The organism is Christiangramia sediminis (genome assembly GCF_020552705.1).
Lineage (GTDB): Bacteria > Bacteroidota > Bacteroidia > Flavobacteriales > Flavobacteriaceae > Christiangramia > Christiangramia sediminis.
On record NZ_JAJBZG010000005.1, the window covers coordinates 516,657 to 533,895 of the forward strand.

A 17,239-nucleotide genomic window follows, 5' to 3' on the forward strand; every position below is an offset into this window, starting at 1 on the left:
ACCTGTGAGGTTTTTTGTATTTTCAGCCATAGAAAATATTAACCTATGAATTTCTCCTTTTGGGAAACCGACTCCTGGTTCTCTGATATTGATTATTGTATTATTGGCAGCGGAATCACCGGACTTAATTGTGCGCTAAGAATTAAAGAGCAAAAGCCCAATTCAAAAGTTATAATTCTCGAAAAAGGGATGTTGCCAGAGGGGGCAAGCACAAAAAATGCTGGTTTCGCCTGTTTCGGGAGTATTTCGGAGATCCTGGAAGATCTTACTAATCATTCGCAAGGGGAAGTCGCAAAACTGGTTAAGATGCGAACAGAAGGCCTTGAATTACTTCGGAAGAATCTTGGTGATGAATTTATCGATTATCAAAATCTGGGCGGTTATGAATTATTTACGGAATCCGATAAGGAATTATACGAGGAATGTCTTAAAAGGATCCCCGAGGTAAATGAATTACTAAGGCCAATTTTTGCGGAAGATGTATTTGAAATTTCAGAAAATAAGTTTGGATTCTGGAATATCCAGCCCAAACTGGTCTATAACAAATTTGAGGCTCAGATAGATACAGGAAAGATGATGGCCAGGCTTGTTGAAAAGGCTGTTGGTAGCGGTATTCGAATTCTGAATGGAGTGGAAGTTGAATCTTATAAAGAATCGGAAAAATTTATTTCAGTTATAACGAATAAATTTGATCTACATGCGAAAAAGCTCATTATTGCAACCAATGGTTTTGCTGCAAGACTGGGAATAGATCAGGTAAAACCAGCCAGGGCTCAGGTTCTAATTACCAAACCCATTAAAAATATTCCATTTAAAGGAACATTTCATCTGGATAAAGGCTATTATTATTTCCGTAATATTGGGGACAGGGTTTTATTTGGGGGTGGTAGGAATTTGGATTTTCAAACCGAAGAAACCGATGAGATTGGCTTAACCGATCTAATTCAGAATAGACTGAAAGAACTTCTAAAAACCTGTGTTTTACGTGAAACTGAATTTGAGATCCAGCAATCCTGGAGTGGAATTATGGGAGTAGGAGCTCAAAAAAAGCCAATTATCAATCAAATAAGTAATCACGTCTACTGTGGTGTTCGGCTCGGCGGAATGGGAATTGCCATTGGAAGTCTTGTAGGTAAAGAAATAGCAGATCTAGCATTAAAATCATGATTAAAAAATTCTTCAGATTCATTTTTAAGGTCCTGCTGGGGCTTTTCCTATTTAGTATTTTTATCGTGGTTGTATATAAATGGGTACCCGTACCTTTTACCCCCCTCATGGCCATAAGATATTTTGAAAACCCTGACGAGCCGATAGAACATGACTGGGTTCCTATGGAAGATATTTCGAGACATCTTCAGTTAGCCGTAATAGCAAGTGAAGATCAGAATTTCGCCAATCATAGTGGATTCGATTTTAAAGCAATAGAGAAGGCGATGGAAGATAACAGGTCCGGAAGAAAAATTAGAGGCGCATCAACCATCTCTCAGCAAACAGCAAAAAATGTTTTTCTATGGCCTGGCAGAACCTGGTTTAGGAAAGGCCTTGAAGCATATTTCACTTTTTTGATTGAGATCATTTGGAGCAAAGAGCGAATCCTGGAAGTTTATCTTAATAGTATTGAAATGGGAAAAGGGGTCTATGGAGCTCAGGCTGCCTCCCAATATTGGTTCAAAAAGAATGCCTCAGATCTTGGTCCTTACGAAGCTGCTGCGATTGCTGCGGTATTGCCCAATCCAAGGGAATATAGAGCCAATCCTGCTTCCGGCTTTATCCAGGGAAGAAAGAATTGGATCGTAAGACAGATGCGTAATTATGGTAAATTCATGTTGGATTAATGGAAGACTTGATGCGTAATGAACTTATGGCAGCCTGCAGGGAATATCTCAATAAGAAGATTTCTGTGGTTAAAAATGCGATGGCTGGTCTAAAAGAAGATCTCGAAAATGAGTCTAAAAGCAGTGCCGGTGATAAATATGAAACAGGCCGTGAAATGATCAATATTGAATGGAATAAATTGACCGTTCAGCTAAATGAATATGATCGCTTAGCACAAATTTTAAAAAGGATTGAAGATCACAGGTCTTCAGAAAAAGTGATTTTGGGAAGTATTGTTTTTACAGAGGCTGCCAGTTATTTTATTTCTATTCCCGCGGCTGAGATCAAAGTAGGTAATAAAAAGTATTATGCTGTAGGTGTAAAAGCACCGATTGCTCAACAACTTCTTGGGAAAGAAAAAGGAGATCAGTTCAAAATGAACGCTAAGGAATTTGAAATTCTGAATGTTATTTAAGACGTTGTTGAATGAGCGAGTCTGAAACTTTCAGCTTGATCTTTTTCCCGGGGGCGATTTCTTTTGTATGGTCAATAAGAATTTTCTCTCCGTTTAAATTTGCTTCGATAAGGTAATTTTCTCCCTTAAAATAGACTCTTTGTACTTCAGCTTCGACGTTTGAAGAACTGGTGATCTTAATATCGTGGGGATACAGTACCACTCTTTTTCGGCTCGATTCATTATCACTGATATTCTTCAGCATCACATAATTCACATCCCCAAAAAGGGATGCAACATATTTGTTTGGCGGATTTTGATATAATTCTTCGGGCGTTCCTTCGGCATAAATATGAGAGTTCTTTAGAACGAAAGTGCGGTCTGCAAAAGATAAAGCATCGGTGCTGTCGTGCGTGGCAATAATACAGGTAATATTCTTTTCCTTTAGATATGAAAAAAGCCGTCTTCTTAGATTATTCTTTCTGAAATGATCTATATGGCTAAAAGGTTCGTCCAGTAAGATTATTTCAGGTTCTCTTGCCAGGGCTCTTGCCAGTGCAATCCGTTGTTGTTGCCCACCACTCAGTAATTTTGCTTTTTTATCGGCAAGATCTTCCATTTCCACCACCTCTAGCAATTCCTTAATTCTTCGTTTCTTTTTCACGGGATAGAAATTGCTTAGATGTTTACCAACATTTTCTGCAGCGGTTAAAGGCAGCATCAGGTCAAAATCCTGAGCGAGATATTTTATAAAAGCTTCACCGGGAACCAGGTTAAAATTCGGACCCAATAGTTCTTTATCGCCCCAAAAGATCTTGCCATCGGTATGCAGCAATCCGTAAACCAGTTTCAATAAAGTGCTTTTCCCGCATCCGCTCTGCCCTATAACAGAAATATTTTCACCTTTTTCCAGCGTGAAATTAATATTCTTAAGTACAGGCTCTTTGCCATAAGAGAAGCTAACATTTTGAAGTTTCAGCATAATTGAATACAGGATTAAATACTTGAAATAAAGTACATTTTAACCTAATAACAACAAACAATATCAGCAGTTTTTATCAACTTTAGGGGAATTAAAATTCCAGCATTTTGAAAGTTGTCGTTTATGATCTCAATAAAACGCTTTATAGGGAATCGTCCAAGGATGAATTCTTCAAGTTCATTTGCTATAAAAGGAATTACAAGATTCTAAACCTAATCGAACTTGGATGGTATAAATTTATGGGCAAGTTGAGGTTGATCACAAAAACTGAATTCAAGGAAAATTTCTATAATTATTTAAAAGGTCTGGATCCTCAAACTGTAAAAAAATATGCCCGGCAGTTCTGGGACATGGAATATCCTGAGAAGTTTAGAAGCTATATGATAGATGATATCAAAAAATTTCATGATGCCGGGATTAAAGTATATGTCATCACGGGCGGGTTTGAGGTGTATACTAAATATCTGGAAGAATTATTGCCGGTAAAAATCCTGGGAACAAGGACCGAATATGAGAACGGAAATTATAAAGTGATCGGTAAAGCCTGTAATGACCAGGAAAAGTTAAAAAGACTCGGAGAAGATACCAATGGGAATTATCAAATTATAGAAGCATATTCAGATGATAAAGAAGAAATTCTTTTTAATGCGGAAAAAGGATATTTTCTAAATGATGATAAGTTGGAATTGGTAACAGAGTCTGAAAAGCATTAAAAAACCCTTCTGAAAATCTGTTTCAGAAGGGTTGATATTGTAAAGAGGTTTTTATCAGGTTATCCTTTTACCTTCTTGTTTACATTATTAGGCAAACTTTCGTAACCCATATTGTATAAGGTAAAACCAAAGATATCGGCATATTCTTCGATGATCATGCTGGTCGGTTTCCCGGCACCATGACCTGCTTTTGTTTCAATCCTGATCAATACCGGTTCATTTCCGGCTTGTTTTTCCTGTAATTCCGCAGCAAATTTGAATGAATGCGCAGGCACCACGCGATCATCATGGTCTCCGGTAGTTACCATTGTCGCAGGGTATTCAACTCCTTCTTTCACATTATGAACAGGTGAATAATCAAGTAAATAATTGAACATTTCCTTATCATCCTCGGAAGTTCCATAATCATAAGCCCAGCCTGCTCCGGCGGTGAATGTATGATATCTTAGCATGTCCATCACTCCAACTGCTGGTAATGCCACTTTCATAAGATCTGGACGCTGGGTCATGGTTGCTCCAACCAGTAATCCCCCGTTAGAACCACCACGAATCGCTAAGTAATCGCTGGAGGTATACTTATTTTCGATTAAATATTCTGCAGCGGCTATAAAATCATCAAAAACATTCTGTTTTTTCAGTTTTGTCCCGGCATTATGCCATTTTTTACCATATTCTCCACCACCTCTTAGGTTAGGAACCGCATAAATACCTCCCTGCTCCAGCCATACGCTCATGGCAGTACTAAATCCAGGAGTCAGACTAACGTTAAATCCACCATAACCGTAAAGGATCGTTGGATTCTTACCATTTAGTTCAGTTCCTTTTTTGTAGGTAATGATCATGGGAACTTTCGTTCCATCCTTTGAATTATAGAACACCTGCTTACTCTCGTAGTTTTCAGGATTAAAATCGATATTAGGTTTATTGTAAACTTCAGATTTACCTTCCTCGATATTATATTTATAAATAGTTCCCGGGGTCACATAGTTAGTAAAGGAATAATATAGAACATCATCTTCTTTCTTGGCACCGAATCCTCCCGCTGAACCAATCCCTGGAAGTTCCACTTCACGGATCAATTTTCCTTCAGCATCATACTGCTTAACCTGAGAAATTGCATCTACCATATATTCAGCAAAGAAATCTCCACCAGCGGTAGAAGCGCTTAATACATTTTCGGTTTCCGGAATAAAATCCTCCCAATTCTCTGGGGTTGGATTGGAAGCATCCACGCTTACAACTTTTTTATTTGGTGCATCAAGGTTGGTAACAAGAAATAATTTACTTCCTTCATTAAAAAGCAGATCGGTATCAGAATCTTCATTATCGAGGATGGTTATCAATTCTGGATCTTTCTGAGTAAGATCCATTAAAAATAACTTTCCGCCGGAAGTTGAATTCCTTGCAGAAATAGTAAGATAACGATCATCTTCAGTTACACCTCCACCAACATATCTATGTTTTTGATCAGCGCTATCTCCAAAGATCACTTTATCTTCAGACTGGGCTGTACCTAATTTGTGGTAGTATAATTTGTGCTGATCTGTTTTTGCAGAAAGTTCACTTCCGTCAGGTTTATCATAGCTGGAATAGTAGAAACCATCATTTCCTTTCCAGGACATTCCGCTGAACTTCACATCCCGAATAGTATCTCCAAGGATCTCATTATTTTCAGCATTCATAACGATTATCTTTCTCCAGTCGCTTCCTCCTTCTGAAATTGCATAGGCAAGTTTACTTCCATCTTTAGAAAAGCTCAACCCACCAAGCGAGGTAGTTCCATCTTCGCTGAATTTATTTGGATCAAGGAAAACTTCCGCATCTCCGTCTTCACCTTTTTTTCTGTACATCACACTCTGGTTCTGTAAACCATCGTTTTTAAAGAAATAGATGTATTCTCCTTCGGTAAAAGGAGCGCTCAATTTTTCATAATCCCAAAGCTCGGTAAGTCTTTCTTTCAGCTTATTTCGATAAGAGATATTTTCAAGATAATTGAAAGTGACTTTATTTTCCGCCTGCACCCAATTTTCGGTTTCTTCACTGCGATCGTTCTCCAGCCAGCGATATGGATCTTTTACTTCAGTTCCGAAATAATCGGTTACGGTGTCTACTTTTTTAGTTTCTGGATAATTCAAGGCAGTAGTTTCAGTTTTTTTATTGTCATCGTTACAGGCGGTTAATAAACCTGCAGCGATGACCATGGTAAGCATTTTTCTCATAAGGTAAGTTTCTAATTTGCATAAAATAAGTATAAAAAAAGCCTGAAAGTTACATTCCTTCAGGCATTTATATTTATTGATATATTGAAAATATCTATACGAGCTTGTTTTCAATAAGATATTCAGCAATTTGAACTGCGTTGGTGGCCGCACCCTTTCGTAAATTATCGGCAACGATCCACATATTTAAAGTATTTGGCTGTGAATAATCCCTTCGTATCCTTCCCACAAATACGTCATCTTTTCCTTCCGCATAAATAGGCATGGGATATGTGTTTACTGCGGGATTATCCTGAACTGTGATGCCCGGGAAATCGCTTAGTAATTTTCTTACTTCACCCTCGTCAAATTCTTTGTTGAATTCGATATTTACAGATTCTGAATGTCCGCCAACCACAGGAATTCTTATAGCGGTAGCAGTTACGTTTACTGAATCGTCCCCAAGTATTTTTTTGGTTTCGTTACTAAGTTTCATTTCCTCCTTGGTATATCCATTATCCTGAAAAACATCACAATGCGGCAATGCATTTCTATGAATTGGATAAGGATAGGCCATTTCACCACTCTCCCCTGCATATTCATTTTCCAGTTGCTGCACAGCTTTTACTCCAGTTCCGGTAATTGACTGATAGGTAGATACCACTACACGTTTAATACTGTATTTATCGTGCAAAGGCTTTAGGGCCATTAATAATTGAATAGTGGAACAGTTTGGATTCGCAATGATCTTATCTGTTTTGCTTAGAAGATTGGCATTGATTTCCGGGATCACCAGTTTATTCTCGGGATTCATTCTCCAGGCCGAAGAATTATCGATAACTGTGGTGCCAACTTCTGCAAACCTGGGCGCCCATTCCAGCGAAGTATCTCCTCCTGCTGAAAATATAGCGATCTCAGGTTTCATAGAAACAGCTTTCTCCAGACCAACGATTTCATATTCCTTATTCGCAAAAACTATCTTTTTACCTACAGATCTTTCTGAGGCTACGGGGATAAGTTCAGTAAGTGGAAAATTTCTTTCTTCCAGCACTTTTAGCATTACGCTTCCCACCATTCCGGTGGCTCCAACAACAGCTACTTTCATATTACAGGATACTTTTAAAAATTTGACTGCAAAGGTATTAGTTGCTAATTAACCTAGGGTGTTTAGAACAAAAAAATTATTTTGATTATAAAAATTTATACGCATTTACCAATTTTGTTAAAAAAGACCCCCGGTATTCCGGGGGTTTATGATTAAAAATGAATAGTGTAGCGGTAAGCGTACTTCTTAAATATTCTTTTTTCTTAATTCGTCTCTTATTTCGAGAAGGATCTCTTCCTGAGTTGGTCCTTTTGGTGCCGGAGCCTCCTCAACATTTTCTTTTTTCTTGGTCTTCTCATAAGATCTCAGAACCAAAAATATAAAAAACCCAATGATAATAAAATAGATAATTGCCTGTATAAGATTACCATAGGTGAGCACCGCGGCTTCAGCTTCTTTTGCTGCATCCAGAGATTCGTAGGCCCGGCCATCGAGTGATATGAATTTTTGAGAAAAGTCTATTCCGCCGGTAAATACTCCAATAAGAGGCATAATTACATCGTTTACTACAGAAGTTACGATCTTATTGAAGGCTGCACCAATTACAACGGCAGTGGCCAGCATCACTATATCTTTCTGAAACAGGAAGGTCTTGAAATCTGAAAAGAAACTCATATAAAAGTATTAAGGGTTAGTTGAGTCCTAATTTAGAGAAAAAAAATTAACCGGCGTGCAGTAGTCTATTCTGGAATAATTTTTCTGGTCACCCGTCGCTGAATTCCCGTGATCAGTTCGTAGGAAATGGTTCCGCCTGCTTCCGCAAATTTTACAGGGTGCTGAGGTCCGCCAAAGATGATCACTTCGTCCCCCTCTTCGCAATCTATTCCGGTGACATCTATCATGATAATATCCATGCAAACATTTCCAACAATAGGGGCGTATTTACCATTTACAATAACCCCTGCTTTTTCTTTTCCATAGATCCGGTTAATCCCATCGGCATGTCCAACAGGCAAAGTCGCGATCTTTGAGGGCTTTTCAATTTTATAGGCGCGATTATAGCCTACTGTGGCTCCTTTATCCAGTTTTCTTATCTGCGAAATAATGGTCTTTAATGTTACAACCGGCTTTAGGTAAGGATCTACGGTTTTATCATTACCGTATCCATAAAGTCCTATTCCGGTTCTAACCATGCTAAAGGCTGCTTTCGGGTAATTTATAAGACCTGAAGTATTGCAAATATGAAGTAATGGTTCATGATCGAGATCCTGGATAAGTTCCCAGCTCATTTTTCTGAAAAGATCTATCTGGCCTACGGTAAAATCTCTTTCCTGCCAGTCCTCGCTTGCGGCCAGGTGTGAAAATACCGATGCAATCTTTAAAGTTGAAGTATTTGCAATTAGTTCTTTTACTTTAGAAATTTCAGGCTGATCAAAACCTAAACGATTTAGCCCGGTATTCAGCTTAATATGAACGGGATAATTTTTCTGATTGAGTTTTTCAGCGATAGAAATAAAAGACCTTAATGTTTTCTCACTGTAAAGATTAGGTTCAAGACAGTTTTCAATGATCTGTTCAAAGTGGGTGTATTGAGGATGTAATACCAGAATTGGTTTAGTAATGCCATTTTCTCTTAGGCGGACGCCTTCTTCCACATAAGCCACTGCGAAATAATCGGTGCCTAATTCTTCCAGTTTTTTAGCGATCGCTACAGAATCACTTCCGTAAGCATGTGCTTTTACTACGGAAAGGAATTTTACCTCTTTGTCTATTTTAGATCTTAAATAGCGATAATTATGAGCCAGGTTTCCAAGATTAATTTCCAGAACAGTTTCTTTGGCTTCAGGCATTTTCTTGTTTGGGTTTTTGATTCAACTCTTCTGCATCCTTCACATCCAGTTTCTTCACTCTTTCCCGTAACATGGCTCTATAATAAGCGGCACGGCTCAAAGGTTCATATTCTTCATTTTCGCCAAGAAAGACAAGATCGTCGTTAATGGCTTTTCGGTAACTGAACTGCGCGAGATTCCCGGTTCTGGTACAAACCGCATGAACTTTGGTAACATATTCTGCAGTGGCCATTAAATTGGGCATGGGACCAAAGGGATTTCCTTTAAAATCCATATCAAGTCCGGCCACAATTACGCGAACCCCTCGATTTGCAAGGTCATTACAAACAGTTACGATCTCATCATCAAAAAACTGTGCTTCATCAATTCCTACAACATCACATCCATCTGCAAGTAATCTGATATTGGAGGCGGAGGGAACGGGAGTTGAACGTATTTCATTGGAATCATGCGAAACTACCATTTCCTCGTCATAGCGAGTATCTATAGCAGGTTTGAAGATTTCAACATTCTGCTTGGCAAATTTTGCACGTTTGAGTCTACGGATGAGTTCTTCCGTTTTTCCGGAAAACATAGAGCCGCAAATAACCTCAATCCAGCCAAATTGCTCTTCGTGATTTACTGTATTTTCGAGAAACATTTTGTATTTTTCAAATCGAAACGGGGAAATACCTCTTTCGCATAAAGGTGGAACAAATTTATTAAAAATACAACCCTGTACCAGGGCGAATCATTAAAGTTATGAAAAAGAAAATCGAAGCGGACCTAGTTCAAATTGCTGAAAAAATACTCAATGAGAAAGGCAAATTGGATGCAGGACAACTGAAGGAAATGGCGAAAGATCTTTATGAAAAACTTACGGTATTGGCTTTCACTGAAAAATATCTGGCTGAAGAAACGAAAGAAGCTGAACCTAAACCTGAACAAAAAGCCGAACCTGTTCCTCAACCTAAAGTGACAAAGCAGAATAATCTTTACGATGAGTTCTATCCTGATGGAACCGAGTATAATGAGGATTATGATGCCATTACCGAACCAAATACAGAAAAAATCAAAGATATAGTGGCTCAAATGCCGCCGGAAACAGCAAAGGTGGATCATATGATGAACAATATCAATGAGGCGCCTCAAAAGCCTCAGGCTTCAAAGCCAAAACCAGCAGAGCCGGAACCGGATAAAAGAGATTTCAGGAATATTGGAGTAGACTATGATAATCTTCCAGATTTTGAGCCGGTAAATCATGTGGAAAAAAATAACAAGCCAAGATCTTTGAACGATCGCCTTAAGAAGGGAATCAATATTGGTCTTAATGAGCGCCTTGCTTATATAAAGCATCTTTTTGACGGAAATACTGCCGATTACAATCGGGTTCTTTCGCAATTAAACACCTTCACCAGCCTGGAAGAATCAATTAAATTTATAGATAAGGTCGTAAAACCAGATTATAATAACTGGGAAGGCAAAGAGGTATATGAAGAGCGATTTATGGCTCATATTGAAAATAAATTCAGCAAATAGCAACCTGATTTATGGGAAAATTATTTCTGGTTCCAACACCTATTGGAAACCTGGAGGATATTACTTTTAGAGCGCTTAGAGTTTTAAAGGAGGCTGACCTAATTCTTGCTGAAGATACACGCAATAGCGGAAAACTATTGAAGCATTTTGAGATCCAAACTCAAATGTATAGTCACCATATGCATAATGAGCATAAAACCGTAGATAATATCGTCTCCAGGATCAAAGCCGGAGAAACGGTTGCCCTGATAAGCGATGCCGGTACTCCTGCCATTTCAGATCCGGGATTTTTGTTAACCCGTGCCTGTGTGGAAGCTGGAGTGGAGGTAGATTGCCTTCCCGGGGCTACGGCATTTGTACCAGCATTGGTAAATAGCGGACTACCAAATGATAAATTTGTTTTTGAGGGATTTCTTCCGGTAAAGAAAGGAAGACAAACCCGTTTAAAGATCCTGGCAGAAGAGACCAGAACCATGGTTTTTTATGAATCACCGCATAAACTTCTGAAAACGCTGGGTCATTTTATCGAATATTTCGGCGAAGACAGAAGGGTTTCAGTATCCCGGGAAATCACCAAGATGCATGAGGAGACTATTAGAGGAACCGCTTCAGAAGTGCTTCAGCATTATACCGATAATCCTCCCAAAGGAGAGATCGTAGTTGTAGTAGAAGGTAAATCCTGATCTTTTGGAAGACCTGTTATGTGAAATAAGAGATTGCAGAGTTTGTAAGGAACATCTTCCTTTAGGTCCTAAACCAATCATTGAGGCGAATAAAAATTCGAAGATCGTTTTGATCAGCCAGGCACCTGGACGTATAGTTCATGAATCTGGTATTGCCTGGAATGATCAGAGCGGCAAAAAACTTAGAGAATGGCTGGGAGTAAATAATAAAACCTTTTACAATGTAGAAAACTTTGCTATTCTCCCAATGGGTTTTTGCTATCCCGGAAAAGCAAAGACCGGTGACCTACCTCCAAGAAAGGAATGTGCTCCATTATGGCATGAGACGGTCTGGAAAGATATGGAGAACGTACAGCTTAAACTAGTTATTGGTTCTTATGCCGCGAATTATTACCTGGGAAAAGAGAATAATCTTACTGAAAAAGTTCAGAATTATGAAGAATACCTGCCTGAATTCTGGACGCTTCCACACCCTTCACCCGTTAACAGGTTTTGGAGAATGAAAAATCCCTGGTTTGAAGCCGAGGTTGTACCAAAACTTCAGCATAAAATTGCAGATATATTAACCTGAAAAATTAAATTCCAGTAACTTGTTTTTTTGCTATTTTCGGCATTAATCCTTTTCAATAAAATTCTATGCGCTGGACCTTAAAACCCAAACCCGATCCTATTACCACGACTGCTTTGGCAGATAAGTTGGGAATTGGTATTCCGGTGGCAAAATTGCTTGTTCAGCGGGGAATTAATTCTTTTGAAGAAGCTAAAAAATTCTTCCGCCCTGAGCTTAAGGATCTTCATGATCCTTTTCTAATGAAGGATATGGAAAAGGCTGTAGAACGTATAGAAAGTGCCATTGAAAATGAAGAAAATATCATGGTTTATGGAGATTATGATGTAGATGGTACCACCAGTGTGGCACTCATGTCTTCATTTCTGAAATTCCGGTATCCAAATGTCACCACTTATATTCCAGATCGTTATGAAGAAGGTTATGGCGTTTCCTACCAGGGTATTGATTATGCCGAAGACAATGATATTCATCTTATTATTGCCCTGGATTGCGGAATAAAGGCCATAGACAAAGTTGCTTATGCAAAGAAAAAAGGAATCGATTTTGTTATTTGTGATCACCATCGTCCCGGAAGTGAAATTCCCGATGCCATCGCGGTATTAGATCCCAAACGTGAAGATTGTAATTATCCCTATGATGAACTTTGTGGTTGTGGAGTGGGTTTTAAACTTATTCAGGCAATTACCCAAAAGAATAATGAACCGGAGGAAACTTTATTACCTTATCTGGATCTCGTTGCTACTGCCATTGGTGCCGATATTGTGCCGATTACGGGAGAGAACCGAATTCTTGCCTATCATGGCCTGTATGTAATTAATGTAGCTCCTCGTAAAGGAATTAGAAGTATTCTGGGTGATAGAAAGAATGTAAGTATTACCGATGTTGTTTTTATTGTAGCTCCGCGTATCAATGCAGCTGGACGAATGAAACATGGTTTGCATGCTGTAAATTTGCTTACCGAGGAAGATGAAGCGATCTCAAAGAAATATGCTGAGGAAATTGAAGCTTATAATACAGACAGACGTAGTGCTGATAAAACGATCACCGAGGAAGCGAAGCAGCAGATCATAAAGTCTAAGGAAGAGGAGCGACTTACTTCGGTGGTATACCAGGAAAACTGGCATAAAGGAGTAATTGGGATCGTTGCTTCCAGGCTTACAGAAACCTGGTATCGTCCAACGCTGGTCTTCACTAAAAGCGGAGAGAGGCTGGCAGCGTCAGCAAGATCGGTAAAAGGTTTTGATGTTTATGAAGCCCTGGAAGCCTGTAAAGATCATATTGAGCAATTTGGAGGTCATAAATATGCCGCAGGCTTAACTCTTCTGGAATCAGAATATCTCAATTTCAAACAAAAATTTGAGGAGGTAGTTTCAGAAACTATAGATCGGGCTCTTCTAACTCCCGAGATAAGCATAGATGCCGAACTTTCGTTAAAGGATATAACCTCTAAATTCTATAGAATCTTAAAACAGTTCGCTCCTTATGGGCCTGGAAATATGTCGCCCGTCTTTATTAGTCGAGGTTTAACAGATACCGGTTACGGAAAATGCGTGGGAGAAGATAAAACGCACTTAAAAAGCCAGGTAAGACAGGAGGAAAACGGGCGAGTATTTGATATGATAGGATTTAATCTTGGCGATAAACTAGATATAATTAAAGAGGGTAAAAAATTTGATGCCGTCTATAGTCTCGATGAAAATACCTGGAATGGAAATACTAAAATTCAGCTTAAGCTGAAAGATATTAGGGAGAGTGTTTAAGATCGAAGCTTTTTAAGGTTTAATGCCTCTCCGTCAAATTCGGCATACGTATAATGACTTATCCAGTCTCCGGTGTTGATATAAGTAGATTTACCATTAAGGTCTATTTCTAAAGGCAGATGCCTGTGACCAAATAAAAAATAATCATAATGTTCAGTTTCCAGTTTTCTTTTGCAATACTGAATAAGCCATTCTTTGTCTTCTCCGAGAAACTTTTGATCTTCTACTCCAGAGATCATTTTATTTTTTACTGAAAAATATTGTGCTAACGGAACTCCAAGATCGGGATGTAACCACCTGTAAAGCCATTTAGAAAGCGGATTGGTAAAAACCTTTTTCATTCGTTTGTAGCCTTCGTCGCCGGGCCCGAGACCATCGCCGTGACCAATAAGGAATTTTTTCCCGTTGAACTCGAATTCTTTTGGTTGATGATAAACAGGAATATTCAATTCACTTTCAAAATAATCGTTCATCCATAGATCATGGTTCCCCACGAAGAAATACACAGGGATTCCACTGTCTTTAATTTCGGCCAGTTTTCCCAAAGTCCGCACAAATCCTTTTGGAACCACATGTTTGTATTCAAACCAGAAATCAAAAAGGTCTCCCAGCAAAAAAATAGCCGCGGCATCTTCTTTTATTTCATCCAGCCATTTTACGAAAACAGCTTCGCGCTCCCGGCTTTCTTCCATGGTAGGAGCACCAAGATGATTATCACTGGAGAAATATATTTTTTTGCCTTGAGGGATGTTCATAAATGCTTTGTTCGAGGGTAAAGATATGAGATTTCTCTCCCGATAGCAATCGGGATCGAAATGACGAATTTAATTGGATATTTTTATTTCAAAAATTAGCCATCCTGAGCGTATTTCAGGATTTTACTGAACGCATAAGAGATCCCAGCATAGGCTCTGTTAGCATGTCATTTCGACCAGAGAGAGAGATCTAATTAAAATATGATTTAATCAAGAGATTTCTCCTTCGCTAAACTTCGTCGAAATGACAAATAATACAAGTTCTTAAAGAATTCAACAGAGTGCACTTCGACAGGCTCAGTGCGGCTAGTTTATTAATTAAAAGTCTTAAAAGAATTCAACTGCCTACTGCGACTACAAACTGCATAACTATAATTGCGCAAGGGATAGCAGCGGTTAGCTCCCGATGGCTGATAAGCGATCGGGACTAAAAGCGAATAGCCCGACCCGACAGGGTTGCGCCCTAATTATTATCACTCGCATACCACTCGGCAAACGAAGTTTCGGTCTCCTGAAGTTTTAATGAATATAAACTGATGTGTGAAGGCAGGTGTTTTTTGATCTTTTTAGCGAAATCTATCACCATATTTTCACTCGTAGGCTGGTATTCCACCAGGATCACATGATGTCCACGATCTTTTAATTCATTGGCCAGTTCCAGATGTGGTGTGTTTTTGTTGAAAACAGTAGCATGATCAAATTGATCCACGATCTCAGATTTCACGATTTTTTTCAAATCTCCAAAATCTATCACCATTCCAAACTTCACATGATCACTGTCTGTAATAGGTTTGCCAATTACGGTTACACTCAACTTGTAGCTGTGACCATGTACATTTCGGCATTTCCCGTCGTATCCATAAAGGGCATGACCGGTTTCAAATGAAAATTGTTTAGTGATTCTTATATTGCTCATTTCAGCAGATTTTGCTACAAAGATAATTGAATTTTTAAGCCCACATTTTAACAGTTTTCAATTTACTTTCTGAAGTATATTTGCGAAATTATTTAAGTGATGCTGCAAACAGACCAGGAACTTTTCGAACAGATTAAATTTAAAGAGAATCCTCTTTACGAGCAGATTATTCAGGATATTCTGGAAAAGAAGTACAGTATCGTCGATAACTTCTTTGATACTGCTGAGGTGGATATTCTGCGAGAAAATTTACTGGAGAAATATGAAGAGGATAATTTTAAAAAAGCAGCGATAGGGAACAAGACCAGCGAAGTTATTGAGCGTTCTATTCGCGGCGATTTTATTCTTTGGATCAACGAGGCTGAAGCCGGAAAAGCGGAAAAAACCTACTTCAATAAGATCAATTCTCTGATTGAATACCTGAACAGAACCTGTTTTATGGGAATTCTAACCAAAGAATTTCATTATGCACTTTATCCAGAAGGCACTTTTTATAAACGTCATTTAGATACTTTTCAGAATGATGGAAGAAGAAAGTTATCTATGGTGTGCTACCTGAATAATGAAGACTGGAAACCTGAAAATGGGGGGGAACTTGCTATTTATACCCATGAAAATGGAAAAGAAGAGCAGATTAATATTTTTCCTTTTCCAGGGAGAGTAGTCATTTTTGAAAGCCAGGAACTGGAACATGAGGTGAAACCCGTAAAGGTTCCCCGCCTAAGTATTACCGGGTGGCTTAAGACCAGGTAGTTATTTTCGAAATTTTTTATATAGAACCACTCCAATAAGGATCAGGGCTAAAATTAGCCAAAATCCCACTCCGCTTAAAAAGCTGAAAAATTCCCAGGTATCCTGATCCATTAGTTTTTAAATTTTCTTCGGTTTCTTATGTTCCAGCGATGACGAGCAAAAAAGAAAAGACCCAGCAATACTAGTATTGCCAGTAAATACCAGAAATTTTCAGTTACAAACTCCTGTATAGTCCATCCCCACTCCTGCACTTCATTAGGGTCCTTATCCTTTGGTAAATGTTCCTGCATCATGGTTTTGTGTTAAAAGTTTTTCTCATTAGAATAATTACTACTATTCCGATAATGAGTCCAATTATAAGATAGATATTTTCAATCAGAAAAGTACCAAGATCCTCACTGGCCTTCTTTGTTTTACTCACTTTGCTGATTAAACTAAAAAGCATATCTACTTTTTAAATTTGGCTAAAGCATTCTTTGTAAAGTCTGAAAGTACCAATTCTCCTGAAACTGCAGCTCTTTCTTCCAGAAGCTGAGTCCAGTGATCGGTATTTTTCCAAAGGATCTTTTTCATTTCCAAAAGCGCCTGGGGATTATAAGAAGCCAGTTTTTCGGTAAAAATTTCTATTTCATTATCCAGATCTTTGATAGATTCAAATACCCGGGCGTACAGACCTTTTTCCTGTGCCCAATAGGCATTCTTCCATTCGTGCGCTGCAAGACTTAATTCAGCTAATGCATCCACACCCATCTTCCGTTCCACAGCCGGCGCGATCACGAAGGGACCAATTCCTATACTCAATTCGGAAAGTTTGATCGCTGCAGCATCTGTAGCCATCGCGTAATCACATGCCGCCACCAATCCAACACCGCCACCAACAGTTTTTCCCTGAACGCGACCCACGATAAGTTTTTTACATTTTCTCATGGCATTGATCACCCTGGCAAAACCTGAAAAAAATTCTTTTCCAGTTTGCAGATCATCAATTTCAATAAGTTCATTAAAAGACGCACCGGCACAAAATGCTTTTTCTCCTTCAGATTTTAAGAGAATTACATTCACCGTCTCGTCTTCAGATAATTTATTGATCTCTTTTTCCAGTCTGTCCAAAAGGACCGAAGGAAATGAGTTGCTCGCAGGGTGTCCAAATTCTATTGTAGCAATCTTATTTTCAATATTGGTATATAAACTTCCGTTCTCGCGGCTGGTAGTCATAAATTTTCAGT

At 38.7% G+C, this 17,239-nt stretch carries 19 protein-coding genes; 9 read left to right on the plus strand and 10 right to left on the minus strand.

The features are described 5' to 3' along the window. The first annotated feature begins 45 nt into the window (after positions 1–45). From LGQ90_RS11760 to LGQ90_RS11770, 3 genes are read left to right on the plus strand one after another with little or no spacing between them, the layout of a single operon-like run. A complete protein-coding gene (locus LGQ90_RS11760) occupies positions 46–1,167 on the plus strand; it encodes an NAD(P)/FAD-dependent oxidoreductase (RefSeq protein WP_229341280.1) in 1,122 nt (373 codons plus the stop codon). Beyond that, entirely contained in the window at positions 1,164–1,835 is a 672-nt protein-coding gene (gene mtgA, locus LGQ90_RS11765) for a monofunctional biosynthetic peptidoglycan transglycosylase (protein ID WP_229341281.1), read from the plus strand. Before LGQ90_RS11760 ends, mtgA begins: the two co-directional genes overlap by 4 nt. Further along, complete coding sequence (locus LGQ90_RS11770) at positions 1,835–2,290, plus strand: GreA/GreB family elongation factor (RefSeq protein WP_229341282.1); 456 nt, start codon at positions 1,835–1,837, stop codon at positions 2,288–2,290. Before mtgA ends, LGQ90_RS11770 begins: the two co-directional genes overlap by 1 nt. On the opposite strand, the gene LGQ90_RS11775 is transcribed toward LGQ90_RS11770, so the two are convergent. Further along, positions 2,283–3,251, minus strand: a complete 969-nt coding sequence (locus tag LGQ90_RS11775) for an ABC transporter ATP-binding protein (protein ID WP_229341284.1) — start codon at positions 3,249–3,251, stop codon at positions 2,283–2,285. The genes LGQ90_RS11770 and LGQ90_RS11775 overlap by 8 nt on opposite strands. A gap of 107 nt (positions 3,252–3,358) precedes the next feature. Between LGQ90_RS11775 and LGQ90_RS11780 the strand changes: the two genes are divergently transcribed. After that, positions 3,359–3,964, plus strand: coding sequence for an HAD family hydrolase (locus tag LGQ90_RS11780; RefSeq protein ID WP_229341286.1), 606 nt, complete (start codon positions 3,359–3,361; stop codon positions 3,962–3,964). A gap of 59 nt (positions 3,965–4,023) precedes the next feature. On the opposite strand, the gene LGQ90_RS11785 is transcribed toward LGQ90_RS11780, so the two are convergent. The 5 genes from LGQ90_RS11785 to LGQ90_RS11805 all read right to left on the minus strand — a co-directional run bounded on the left by LGQ90_RS11785 (position 4,024) and on the right by LGQ90_RS11805 (position 9,697). Then, positions 4,024–6,183: a prolyl oligopeptidase family serine peptidase gene (locus LGQ90_RS11785; protein ID WP_229341287.1), complete on the minus strand. Its 2,160-nt coding sequence runs from the start codon at positions 6,181–6,183 to the stop codon at positions 4,024–4,026. A gap of 94 nt (positions 6,184–6,277) precedes the next feature. Beyond that, entirely contained in the window at positions 6,278–7,267 is a 990-nt protein-coding gene (locus tag LGQ90_RS11790) for an aspartate-semialdehyde dehydrogenase (RefSeq protein ID WP_229341288.1), read from the minus strand. Positions 7,268–7,453: 186 nt separating this feature from the next. Continuing rightward, positions 7,454–7,882: a large conductance mechanosensitive channel protein MscL gene (gene mscL / locus LGQ90_RS11795; RefSeq protein WP_229341289.1), complete on the minus strand. Its 429-nt coding sequence runs from the start codon at positions 7,880–7,882 to the stop codon at positions 7,454–7,456. A gap of 65 nt (positions 7,883–7,947) precedes the next feature. After that, on the minus strand, positions 7,948–9,057 hold the full coding sequence (alr, locus tag LGQ90_RS11800) for an alanine racemase (protein ID WP_229341290.1): 1,110 nt from the start codon (positions 9,055–9,057) through the stop codon (positions 7,948–7,950). Continuing rightward, complete coding sequence (locus LGQ90_RS11805; RefSeq protein ID WP_229341292.1) at positions 9,050–9,697, minus strand: thymidine kinase; 648 nt, start codon at positions 9,695–9,697, stop codon at positions 9,050–9,052. Before LGQ90_RS11805 ends, alr begins: the two co-directional genes overlap by 8 nt. 101 nt (positions 9,698–9,798) lie before the next feature. On the opposite strand from LGQ90_RS11805, the gene LGQ90_RS11810 reads away from it, so the two are divergent. The 4 genes from LGQ90_RS11810 to recJ all read left to right on the plus strand — a co-directional run bounded on the left by LGQ90_RS11810 (position 9,799) and on the right by recJ (position 13,589). Further along, positions 9,799–10,575 (plus strand): hypothetical protein, encoded by a 777-nt coding sequence (locus LGQ90_RS11810; protein WP_229341294.1) that lies wholly within the window; start codon positions 9,799–9,801, stop codon positions 10,573–10,575. 11 nt (positions 10,576–10,586) lie between these two features. Then, positions 10,587–11,258 (plus strand): 16S rRNA (cytidine(1402)-2'-O)-methyltransferase, encoded by a 672-nt coding sequence (gene rsmI / locus LGQ90_RS11815; RefSeq protein ID WP_229341296.1) that lies wholly within the window; start codon positions 10,587–10,589, stop codon positions 11,256–11,258. Positions 11,259–11,262: 4 nt separating this feature from the next. Continuing rightward, positions 11,263–11,829 carry a uracil-DNA glycosylase family protein gene (locus LGQ90_RS11820; protein WP_229341297.1) on the plus strand — a complete coding sequence of 189 codons (567 nt, stop codon included), beginning with the start codon at positions 11,263–11,265 and terminating at the stop codon, positions 11,827–11,829. Between the two features lie 65 nt (positions 11,830–11,894). Then, the gene (gene recJ / locus LGQ90_RS11825) at positions 11,895–13,589 is read left to right on the plus strand and encodes a single-stranded-DNA-specific exonuclease RecJ (RefSeq protein ID WP_229341298.1); all 1,695 of its coding nucleotides are present in this window, start codon (positions 11,895–11,897) and stop codon (positions 13,587–13,589) included. Here the strand turns inward: recJ and LGQ90_RS11830 are convergent. Further along, the gene (locus LGQ90_RS11830) at positions 13,586–14,344 is read right to left on the minus strand and encodes a UDP-2,3-diacylglucosamine diphosphatase (protein WP_229341299.1); all 759 of its coding nucleotides are present in this window, start codon (positions 14,342–14,344) and stop codon (positions 13,586–13,588) included. The genes recJ and LGQ90_RS11830 overlap by 4 nt on opposite strands. A 463-nt stretch (positions 14,345–14,807) precedes the next feature. Continuing rightward, a complete protein-coding gene (locus LGQ90_RS11835) occupies positions 14,808–15,260 on the minus strand; it encodes a 6-pyruvoyl trahydropterin synthase family protein (RefSeq protein ID WP_229341300.1) in 453 nt (150 codons plus the stop codon). Positions 15,261–15,359: 99 nt separating this feature from the next. Between LGQ90_RS11835 and LGQ90_RS11840 the strand changes: the two genes are divergently transcribed. Continuing rightward, entirely contained in the window at positions 15,360–16,013 is a 654-nt protein-coding gene (locus tag LGQ90_RS11840) for a 2OG-Fe(II) oxygenase (protein WP_229341301.1), read from the plus strand. A gap of 110 nt (positions 16,014–16,123) precedes the next feature. On the opposite strand, the gene LGQ90_RS11845 is transcribed toward LGQ90_RS11840, so the two are convergent. After that, positions 16,124–16,306: a hypothetical protein gene (locus tag LGQ90_RS11845; protein ID WP_229341303.1), complete on the minus strand. Its 183-nt coding sequence runs from the start codon at positions 16,304–16,306 to the stop codon at positions 16,124–16,126. A 154-nt stretch (positions 16,307–16,460) separates the two neighbouring features. After that, the gene (locus LGQ90_RS11850; protein WP_229341305.1) at positions 16,461–17,228 is read right to left on the minus strand and encodes an enoyl-CoA hydratase/isomerase family protein; all 768 of its coding nucleotides are present in this window, start codon (positions 17,226–17,228) and stop codon (positions 16,461–16,463) included. Positions 17,229–17,239 lie beyond the last annotated feature (11 nt).

Bases quoted from the DNA above. Each gene is read 5' to 3' on its own strand.
- LGQ90_RS11760 (WP_229341280.1), top strand. From the start codon at position 46: ATGAATTTCTCCTTTTGGGAAACCGACTCCTGGTTCTCTGATATTGAT.
- mtgA (WP_229341281.1), top strand. From the start codon at position 1,164: ATGATTAAAAAATTCTTCAGATTCATTTTTAAGGTCCTGCTGGGGCTT.
- LGQ90_RS11770 (WP_229341282.1), top strand. From the start codon at position 1,835: ATGGAAGACTTGATGCGTAATGAACTTATGGCAGCCTGCAGGGAATAT.
- LGQ90_RS11775 (WP_229341284.1), bottom strand. From the start codon at position 3,251: ATGCTGAAACTTCAAAATGTTAGCTTCTCTTATGGCAAAGAGCCTGTA.
- LGQ90_RS11785 (WP_229341287.1), bottom strand. From the start codon at position 6,183: ATGAGAAAAATGCTTACCATGGTCATCGCTGCAGGTTTATTAACCGCC.
- LGQ90_RS11790 (WP_229341288.1), bottom strand. From the start codon at position 7,267: ATGAAAGTAGCTGTTGTTGGAGCCACCGGAATGGTGGGAAGCGTAATG.
- mscL (WP_229341289.1), bottom strand. From the start codon at position 7,882: ATGAGTTTCTTTTCAGATTTCAAGACCTTCCTGTTTCAGAAAGATATA.
- alr (WP_229341290.1), bottom strand. From the start codon at position 9,057: ATGCCTGAAGCCAAAGAAACTGTTCTGGAAATTAATCTTGGAAACCTG.
- LGQ90_RS11805 (WP_229341292.1), bottom strand. From the start codon at position 9,697: ATGTTTCTCGAAAATACAGTAAATCACGAAGAGCAATTTGGCTGGATT.
- LGQ90_RS11810 (WP_229341294.1), top strand. From the start codon at position 9,799: ATGAAAAAGAAAATCGAAGCGGACCTAGTTCAAATTGCTGAAAAAATA.
- rsmI (WP_229341296.1), top strand. From the start codon at position 10,587: ATGGGAAAATTATTTCTGGTTCCAACACCTATTGGAAACCTGGAGGAT.
- recJ (WP_229341298.1), top strand. From the start codon at position 11,895: ATGCGCTGGACCTTAAAACCCAAACCCGATCCTATTACCACGACTGCT.
- LGQ90_RS11830 (WP_229341299.1), bottom strand. From the start codon at position 14,344: ATGAACATCCCTCAAGGCAAAAAAATATATTTCTCCAGTGATAATCAT.
- LGQ90_RS11835 (WP_229341300.1), bottom strand. From the start codon at position 15,260: ATGAGCAATATAAGAATCACTAAACAATTTTCATTTGAAACCGGTCAT.
- LGQ90_RS11840 (WP_229341301.1), top strand. From the start codon at position 15,360: ATGCTGCAAACAGACCAGGAACTTTTCGAACAGATTAAATTTAAAGAG.
- LGQ90_RS11845 (WP_229341303.1), bottom strand. From the start codon at position 16,306: ATGATGCAGGAACATTTACCAAAGGATAAGGACCCTAATGAAGTGCAG.
- LGQ90_RS11850 (WP_229341305.1), bottom strand. From the start codon at position 17,228: ATGACTACCAGCCGCGAGAACGGAAGTTTATATACCAATATTGAAAAT.